Source organism: Bacillus sp. C28GYM-DRY-1 (assembly GCF_030519405.1).
In the GTDB taxonomy this organism is placed as follows: domain Bacteria; phylum Bacillota; class Bacilli; order Bacillales; family Bacillaceae; genus Bacillus; species Bacillus spizizenii_A.
In genome coordinates this window covers 152328-158491 of the sequence record NZ_JAUMKF010000009.1, presented here as the reverse complement: position 1 = coordinate 158491, position 6164 = coordinate 152328, and the positions used below count along the sequence as shown (strand labels likewise).

At 45.4% G+C, this 6164-nt stretch carries 1 protein-coding gene, 21 tRNA genes, 2 rRNA genes and 4 pseudogenes; 24 read left to right on the top strand and 4 right to left on the bottom strand.

Features of this window, described 5'->3' with window-relative positions; translation table 11 throughout:
- The 24 genes and pseudogenes from Q3W56_RS11120 to Q3W56_RS11005 all read left to right on the top strand — a co-directional run.
- Positions 1-83, top strand: a 23S ribosomal RNA gene (locus Q3W56_RS11120); the annotation flags it as partial.
- 134 nt (positions 84-217) lie between these two features.
- Positions 218-333 (top strand): 5S ribosomal RNA (rrf, locus tag Q3W56_RS11115).
- 22 nt (positions 334-355) lie between these two features.
- Positions 356-431: transfer RNA gene (locus Q3W56_RS11110), tRNA-Val, on the top strand.
- A 32-nt stretch (positions 432-463) separates the two neighbouring features.
- Positions 464-539: transfer RNA gene (locus Q3W56_RS11105), tRNA-Thr, on the top strand.
- Positions 540-576: 37 nt separating this feature from the next.
- Positions 577-652: transfer RNA gene (locus Q3W56_RS11100), tRNA-Lys, on the top strand.
- A gap of 10 nt (positions 653-662) precedes the next feature.
- Positions 663-749 (top strand) — tRNA-Leu (locus Q3W56_RS11095).
- Between the two features lie 5 nt (positions 750-754).
- Positions 755-829: transfer RNA gene (locus Q3W56_RS11090), tRNA-Gly, on the top strand.
- A gap of 14 nt (positions 830-843) precedes the next feature.
- Positions 844-929: transfer RNA gene (locus Q3W56_RS11085), tRNA-Leu, on the top strand.
- A 9-nt stretch (positions 930-938) separates the two neighbouring features.
- A tRNA-Arg gene (locus Q3W56_RS11080) sits at positions 939-1015 on the top strand.
- Between the two features lie 26 nt (positions 1016-1041).
- Positions 1042-1118 (top strand) — tRNA-Pro (locus Q3W56_RS11075).
- A gap of 5 nt (positions 1119-1123) precedes the next feature.
- Positions 1124-1196, top strand: a tRNA-Ala gene (locus Q3W56_RS11070).
- A gap of 24 nt (positions 1197-1220) precedes the next feature.
- Positions 1221-1297, top strand: a tRNA-Met gene (locus Q3W56_RS11065).
- A 2-nt stretch (positions 1298-1299) separates the two neighbouring features.
- Positions 1300-1376 (top strand) — tRNA-Ile (locus tag Q3W56_RS11060).
- Between the two features lie 6 nt (positions 1377-1382).
- Positions 1383-1475, top strand: a tRNA-Ser gene (locus tag Q3W56_RS11055).
- A 17-nt stretch (positions 1476-1492) separates the two neighbouring features.
- Positions 1493-1569 (top strand) — tRNA-Met (locus Q3W56_RS11050).
- 64 nt (positions 1570-1633) lie between these two features.
- Positions 1634-1710, top strand: a tRNA-Asp gene (locus Q3W56_RS11045).
- Positions 1711-1722: 12 nt separating this feature from the next.
- Positions 1723-1798: transfer RNA gene (locus Q3W56_RS11040), tRNA-Phe, on the top strand.
- 19 nt (positions 1799-1817) lie between these two features.
- A tRNA-His gene (locus Q3W56_RS11035) sits at positions 1818-1893 on the top strand.
- Positions 1894-1902: 9 nt separating this feature from the next.
- Positions 1903-1976: transfer RNA gene (locus tag Q3W56_RS11030), tRNA-Gly, on the top strand.
- A 15-nt stretch (positions 1977-1991) separates the two neighbouring features.
- Positions 1992-2068 (top strand) — tRNA-Ile (locus Q3W56_RS11025).
- A 10-nt stretch (positions 2069-2078) separates the two neighbouring features.
- Positions 2079-2153: transfer RNA gene (locus tag Q3W56_RS11020), tRNA-Asn, on the top strand.
- A gap of 3 nt (positions 2154-2156) precedes the next feature.
- Positions 2157-2247, top strand: a tRNA-Ser gene (locus Q3W56_RS11015).
- 30 nt (positions 2248-2277) lie between these two features.
- Positions 2278-2349, top strand: a tRNA-Glu gene (locus Q3W56_RS11010).
- Between the two features lie 248 nt (positions 2350-2597).
- Positions 2598-3191: pseudogene (locus tag Q3W56_RS11005) on the top strand (glycogen/starch/alpha-glucan phosphorylase); the annotation flags it as partial.
- A gap of 16 nt (positions 3192-3207) precedes the next feature.
- Here the strand turns inward: Q3W56_RS11005 and Q3W56_RS11000 are convergent.
- The 4 genes and pseudogenes from Q3W56_RS11000 to Q3W56_RS21015 all read right to left on the bottom strand — a co-directional run.
- A complete protein-coding gene (locus tag Q3W56_RS11000; protein WP_302895514.1) occupies positions 3208-3675 on the bottom strand; it encodes a TspO/MBR family protein in 468 nt (155 codons plus the stop codon).
- Positions 3676-3766: 91 nt separating this feature from the next.
- Positions 3767-4041 (bottom strand): annotated as a pseudogene (locus Q3W56_RS10995) (CotS family spore coat protein); the annotation flags it as partial.
- Between the two features lie 293 nt (positions 4042-4334).
- Positions 4335-5541: pseudogene (locus Q3W56_RS10990) on the bottom strand (glycosyltransferase family 4 protein).
- A 7-nt stretch (positions 5542-5548) separates the two neighbouring features.
- Positions 5549-5850, bottom strand: a pseudogene (locus tag Q3W56_RS21015) (UDP-glucose 4-epimerase); the annotation flags it as partial.
- Between the last annotated feature and the right edge of the window lie 314 nt (positions 5851-6164).

Genomic DNA, 6164 nt, shown 5'->3' with positions numbered 1-6164 from the left:
AGATGATCAGGTTGATAGGTCTGAGGTGGAAGTGTGGCGACACATGGAGCTGACAGATACTAATCGATCGAGGACTTAACCACATTTTGAATAATGTCACACCTGTTATCTAGTTTTGAGAGAACACCTCTCTAAAAGGCGGAAAAGCAAAGAAACTCCGCTAAGGGCTCTCACATCCTGTGAGAAACGCCCAGTACCTTCATCCTGAAGGCATTTGTTTGGTGGCGATAGCGAAGAGGTCACACCCGTTCCCATGCCGAACACGGAAGTTAAGCTCTTCAGCGCCGATGGTAGTCGGGGGTTTCCCCCTGTGAGAGTAGGACGCCGCCAAGCAATTGCACGTTAGTGTAATTATGGAGGATTAGCTCAGCTGGGAGAGCATCTGCCTTACAAGCAGAGGGTCGGCGGTTCGAGCCCGTCATCCTCCACCATTTTTCATTATACATATCGGTTGTACATATATGCCGGTGTAGCTCAATTGGTAGAGCAACTGACTTGTAATCAGTAGGTTGGGGGTTCAAGTCCTCTTGCCGGCACCACTTTTATATGATATAATATTCAAGTCTCTTGTAAGAAGAGCCATTAGCTCAGTTGGTAGAGCATCTGACTTTTAATCAGAGGGTCGAAGGTTCGAGTCCTTCATGGCTCACCATTTATTTGTTGCGGATGTGGCGGAATTGGCAGACGCGCTAGAATCAGGCTCTAGTGTCTTTACAGACGTGGGGGTTCAAGTCCCTTCATCCGCACCATTTCTGCGGAAGTAGTTCAGTGGTAGAACACCACCTTGCCAAGGTGGGGGTCGCGGGTTCGAATCCCGTCTTCCGCTCCAACTATACCATCCACGCCGGGGTGGTGGAATTGGCAGACACACAGGACTTAAAATCCTGCGGTAGGTGACTACCGTGCCGGTTCAAGTCCGGCCCTCGGCATTAAGTTTTGCGCCCGTAGCTCAATTGGATAGAGCGTTTGACTACGGATCAAAAGGTTAGGGGTTCGACTCCTCTCGGGCGCGCCATTATTCTTATAGAATAGTTAGGAAATCGGGAAGTAGCTCAGCTTGGTAGAGCACATGGTTTGGGACCATGGGGTCGCAGGTTCGAATCCTGTCTTCCCGACCATTCTTGGGGCCTTAGCTCAGCTGGGAGAGCGCCTGCTTTGCACGCAGGAGGTCAGCGGTTCGATCCCGCTAGGCTCCACTTGGTTTCAATAAATATTTATTTGGCGGTGTAGCTCAGCTGGCTAGAGCGTACGGTTCATACCCGTGAGGTCGGGGGTTCGATCCCCTCCGCCGCTACCAATGGACCTTTAGCTCAGTTGGTTAGAGCAGACGGCTCATAACCGTCCGGTCGTAGGTTCGAGTCCTACAAGGTCCACCACTATATGGAGGAATACCCAAGTCTGGCTGAAGGGATCGGTCTTGAAAACCGACAGGGGTGTCAAAGCCCGCGGGGGTTCGAATCCCTCTTCCTCCGCCATATATATTCTTAATCATCGCGGGGTGGAGCAGTTCGGTAGCTCGTCGGGCTCATAACCCGAAGGTCGCAGGTTCAAATCCTGCCCCCGCAACCAAAATATGTGAATGAAACAAGGAGTGCCTGAAGGGTACAACACCAATAATTCACTTTATACATATGGTCCGGTAGTTCAGTTGGTTAGAATGCCTGCCTGTCACGCAGGAGGTCGCGGGTTCGAGTCCCGTCCGGACCGCCATTTAAATACTTAGGCTCGGTAGCTCAGTTGGTAGAGCAACGGACTGAAAATCCGTGTGTCGGCGGTTCGATTCCGTCCCGAGCCACCATTTATCAATATATATTTTGGCGGTTGTGGCGAAGTGGTTAACGCACCAGATTGTGGCTCTGGCATTCGTGGGTTCGATTCCCATCAATCGCCCCAAATAAAATTGCGGGTGTAGTTTAGTGGTAAAACCTCAGCCTTCCAAGCTGATGTCGTGGGTTCGATTCCCATCACCCGCTCCAATTCTAAACTGTCATGGGCCTGTAGCTCAGCTGGTTAGAGCGCACGCCTGATAAGCGTGAGGTCGATGGTTCGAGTCCATTCAGGCCCACCATGGCTTATATTCCACAGTAGCTCAGTGGTAGAGCTATCGGCTGTTAACCGATCGGTCGCAGGTTCGAATCCTGCCTGTGGAGCCAAATGGAGAAGTACTCAAGTGGCTGAAGAGGCGCCCCTGCTAAGGGTGTAGGTCGTGTAAGCGGCGCGAGGGTTCAAATCCCTCCTTCTCCGCCATAAGATTACAGATATAAGTTCTCAACCATCGGCCCGTTGGTCAAGCGGTTAAGACACCGCCCTTTCACGGCGGTAACACGGGTTCGAATCCCGTACGGGTCATCCAAAAACCTTGCATATCCTGCAAGGTTTTTTATTTTTTATAAATGCTGATATGGCTTAGATATCATTCTATATTCTATAAACAGGCAACAAAAATCTTCATATATTTTGTTTTTCTTCGGAAAATAAAGTTAATTGTCAATAAGTATATAAGTATAAGCGTTTTAATGAGAGGGCTTTTTTATTTCTTCGGATAAATACTATAAATGAAAACTATGATGTCAGAGGAGAACAGCATTTGATGCACAAAGCGAACGAAGCTGAATGTTCTTCATATTATGTATTTGTATAATCGGCTCAAAGAGGACTCGGGATTTTCAATCTATCCGCAAACCTTTATTTTCGGGGCAAAGGCTTCACCAAGCTGTTATTATGCCAAGAAAATCATTAAGCTGATCCATTCTGTCGCAGAAAAGGTCAACTATGATCCGGCAGTCAAACAGCTGATCAAGATCGTTTTTTTGGAAAATTACAGAGTTTCTATGGCTGAGCGGATTTTTCCGGCATCAGATGTTAGTGAACAAATTTCAACTGCAAGCAAGGAAGCGTCTGGTAAAGGAAATATGAAGTTCATGATGAACGGCGCCTTGACTATTGGCACGCATGATGGCGCAAATATTGAGATACTTGAGCAGGTGGGGCCTGATTGTATTTACACATTCGGCTTAAAGGCGGATGAAGTTCTATCGTATCAGGAAAACGGTGGCTATAGATCGAGGGAATATTATCAGCATGACCGCAGAATCAGGCAGGTAGCGGATCAACTGATCAACGGTTTCTTTGAAGGGGAAGCAGATGAATTTGAATCGATCTATGACTCGCTGCTTCCGCATTATGAAAAGCCGCTTAAGCGGCTTTTCACAGATTCATGGAATAGATTGTGAAGGATAAAAATGTCGCAAATGCACTCCATAAAACATAAGGCAAAAGAAGATAGCTTGCGGCTCTGCTGTATTTTCTCGCTATGATCATTAAAAAGAGTGCAGTGATGGCGACAAGCAGGGAGTCAATTGATGCAGCAAGCAGATTCTTTTGGGTAAATTGAAAATAGCTGAATGCCTGATTAAGCACATAATTAATCAAAAGCGTAAGCCAAAAGCTTTTCGCATTTTTAAATGAAAACGCGGCATACACAATGGCAGCTGAAAGGGAGATCAGGGCAAAAAGGATGGCCCAAACGATGCCGATCGCAGATCCGGGTGGTGTCCAGTTCGGTTTTTTCAGTGAATTGTACCATTCTTGGTCAATTGGAAACAGGTAGTCTGCGGCTGAAAACAACGCATATGTAATCACAAAAACCGCGATTGCGCCGACAATCTTCTTCATATTTGAACCTCCGTATGTATTTATTTTACATTCATTCTTACCCTTTATTTTATAAAGATCAAACCCCCGATATGCGGGGTAAATAATGGTCTTAAATCCCTGCAACGCGTTCATATTCAACTGCCTGACTCTAAGTCTTCCTGCGGTAAAGCAGATTTGCGGGCGTATTTTTCGCGAATGACATCGTAAAGTTCATAAAGTTCATAAGGAAACAGCATATCAGTTTTTGTTCGTCGGCATCTGGCTTCATATCCGTTCAGTATCACATGAAATGTTTCTACACCCCAAACGTATCTAAAAGCGGAATAATCATTTTTTGTAACCTCGTATAGGAAGATCAAAAGATACGGTATTTATGTCGATGATTCTGCCATTAAAGGTCACATTTTTTAACTGTTTTACTTCTACCTTATAACTTGACTATTAAAAGAATCTGGTTTTTTACCCGTTTTGTTTTTGGGGCAATTCCATTCCGCACAAATTGGTTTTTCAATCAACCGTTATTTAACTTGCAGGAATGGAGCTATGTTGAAAATAACACTGATCGCCACAGAGAGCTTCCTGTCCCCTCGGCTCGAGGAGGCGTTATTCAAATCTACCTCTTGCAGTAAAAAACAGCCCGTATTTCAGCCCGAGCTGTAGGTTTTATGATTTTGCTTTCATAAAAGCTGGTTGAAAGATGATAAATCAAGGTTTTGTTAGAAAAGGCAGCGGTAATGGTTTGTTTTCCGGTGTCAGAACGGATTGGTAAACGGCATTGAGCCTTTTGGTTACATGGGTAAAGGTAAATAAAGATTCTACATTGTGCCGGCCGTTTTTTGTGATTTTGTTTATTAATTCTTGGTCTGAAAAGGCTCTGTCTATTGCTTTCGCAAATGAAGAGGGTTTGTTGTAGCTGTCGATGACAAGACCATTGACTTCGTGTTTTACAACTTCTCCGTTTCCGCCCCGGTTTGTGGTAATTAAGGGAGTTCCGGCCGCCATTGCTTCATAATTCACACGGGCGAGGGGTTCATCCCACTGAGAGCTACACACAAATACATCTGACATCAGAAAGAGGTTTGGTATGTCGTCTGCAGGGATGAATTTCGTGAATATTATGTGGCCCCTGTATGGCAGCGCCAGCTTGCGCAGATAGGTTACATAGTGGTTTTCACCGTCATCGCTGAACCACTTCCCGCCTGCTATAACAAGCACAGCGTCGGGATGCTGCTGTAAAATCCGTTTCATGCTGTGAATGAGAAGGTGAGGCCCTTTTGTGGGGCTTAAACGGCCGGCAAATAAAATGACTTTCTTATCCTCAATGCCGTATTTTTTCCGGTATGTTTCTCTAATAGCCGAACCTTTCAGCGTCCAGACAGGCGGATAAGAGTGGATGTCAACACCGGAGTATACGACTTGGGTAATGTCCTCGGCTTCAGGGAACCGTTCAATGACCGTTTGTTTAATAAATTCGCTGACGGTTGTGATCATGGAGACATTGTCGAGTACTTCTTTTCCTTGCGCGAAGGTCATCTTTTTTTCAGAAAACATTTCGTTATGCAGGCTCAGAACAATCTTGCTGTTTGGTGAGGCTTTTTTATATAGAGCAACATTTAAAGGCCTATTGAACACGTGAATAAGGTCAAAGGAAGAGGCTCGCAGTTCCTCGGTTACCGCCTCGCGGTAATGCTCTTTTGGCAGATGGATATACTGTACGCCGTCTTTTGTTTCTTTTTTTGGAAGTGATGGATCTTCTATTGAAAAAATGGTCAGATCGTACCGTTTGCTAAAATACGGCGTAACACCGTCGATCATCATTTGAATTGCGCCGCCGCGTACCGCGGGCGCCGGCAGCTTTTCTGTACAGATAAAGGCAAGCTTCATTTTCATTCCCCCTGAACAGCGACGATAAATATGCGAATTCGTTGGCCAAACCATCTTTGAAATCTTTGCTCACGTTTTGCTTGGTTCCCCTATTATTTTGACCGATAAGTGTAGTGCTGCTTTTTACCGAAAATGTCTTCAATGAGGGAGACAACCTTTAAGATTTAAAGCACCTTTGCGCTTCCCCTGTTTCGCCAATAAGATGTGGTTTCACAAAAACAGCGTTGATGCCTTTGACACAGTCGTCGATATAGGTAAAATCTTTTAACTGCTGCCGTTACCGAAGATGGTGAGCGGCTTTTGCTGAAGCAAAATTACTGATCATATACCAATATCCTATTAAATAAGGGCTGGTTCGTGATTCCGCTTTCTGCCCAGTTTTTTCGCCTCATCTGATGTACAAACATAGGGGTATGCTTTTGGAATATCATGTAATTCACAGCAGCTGAGGGGAAAAAGCGGCCATACTTGCCGGCGGGAACAATGCGTTGTGATAAAAGGGGACTAGAATATGTGAAAAAGCCTAAACAAAACCCACTGTCACATACCGCAGCAGGGTGTTAAATTTTTACACCGTATACTTTTGATGAGCTGGAAACATTAGAAGCTAGTCCCGATATGCT

Coding starts and splice junctions, on each gene's coding strand:
- Q3W56_RS11000 (WP_302895514.1), bottom strand. CDS start 3,675: ATGAAGAAGATTGTCGGCGCAATCGCGGTTTTTGTGATTACATATGCG.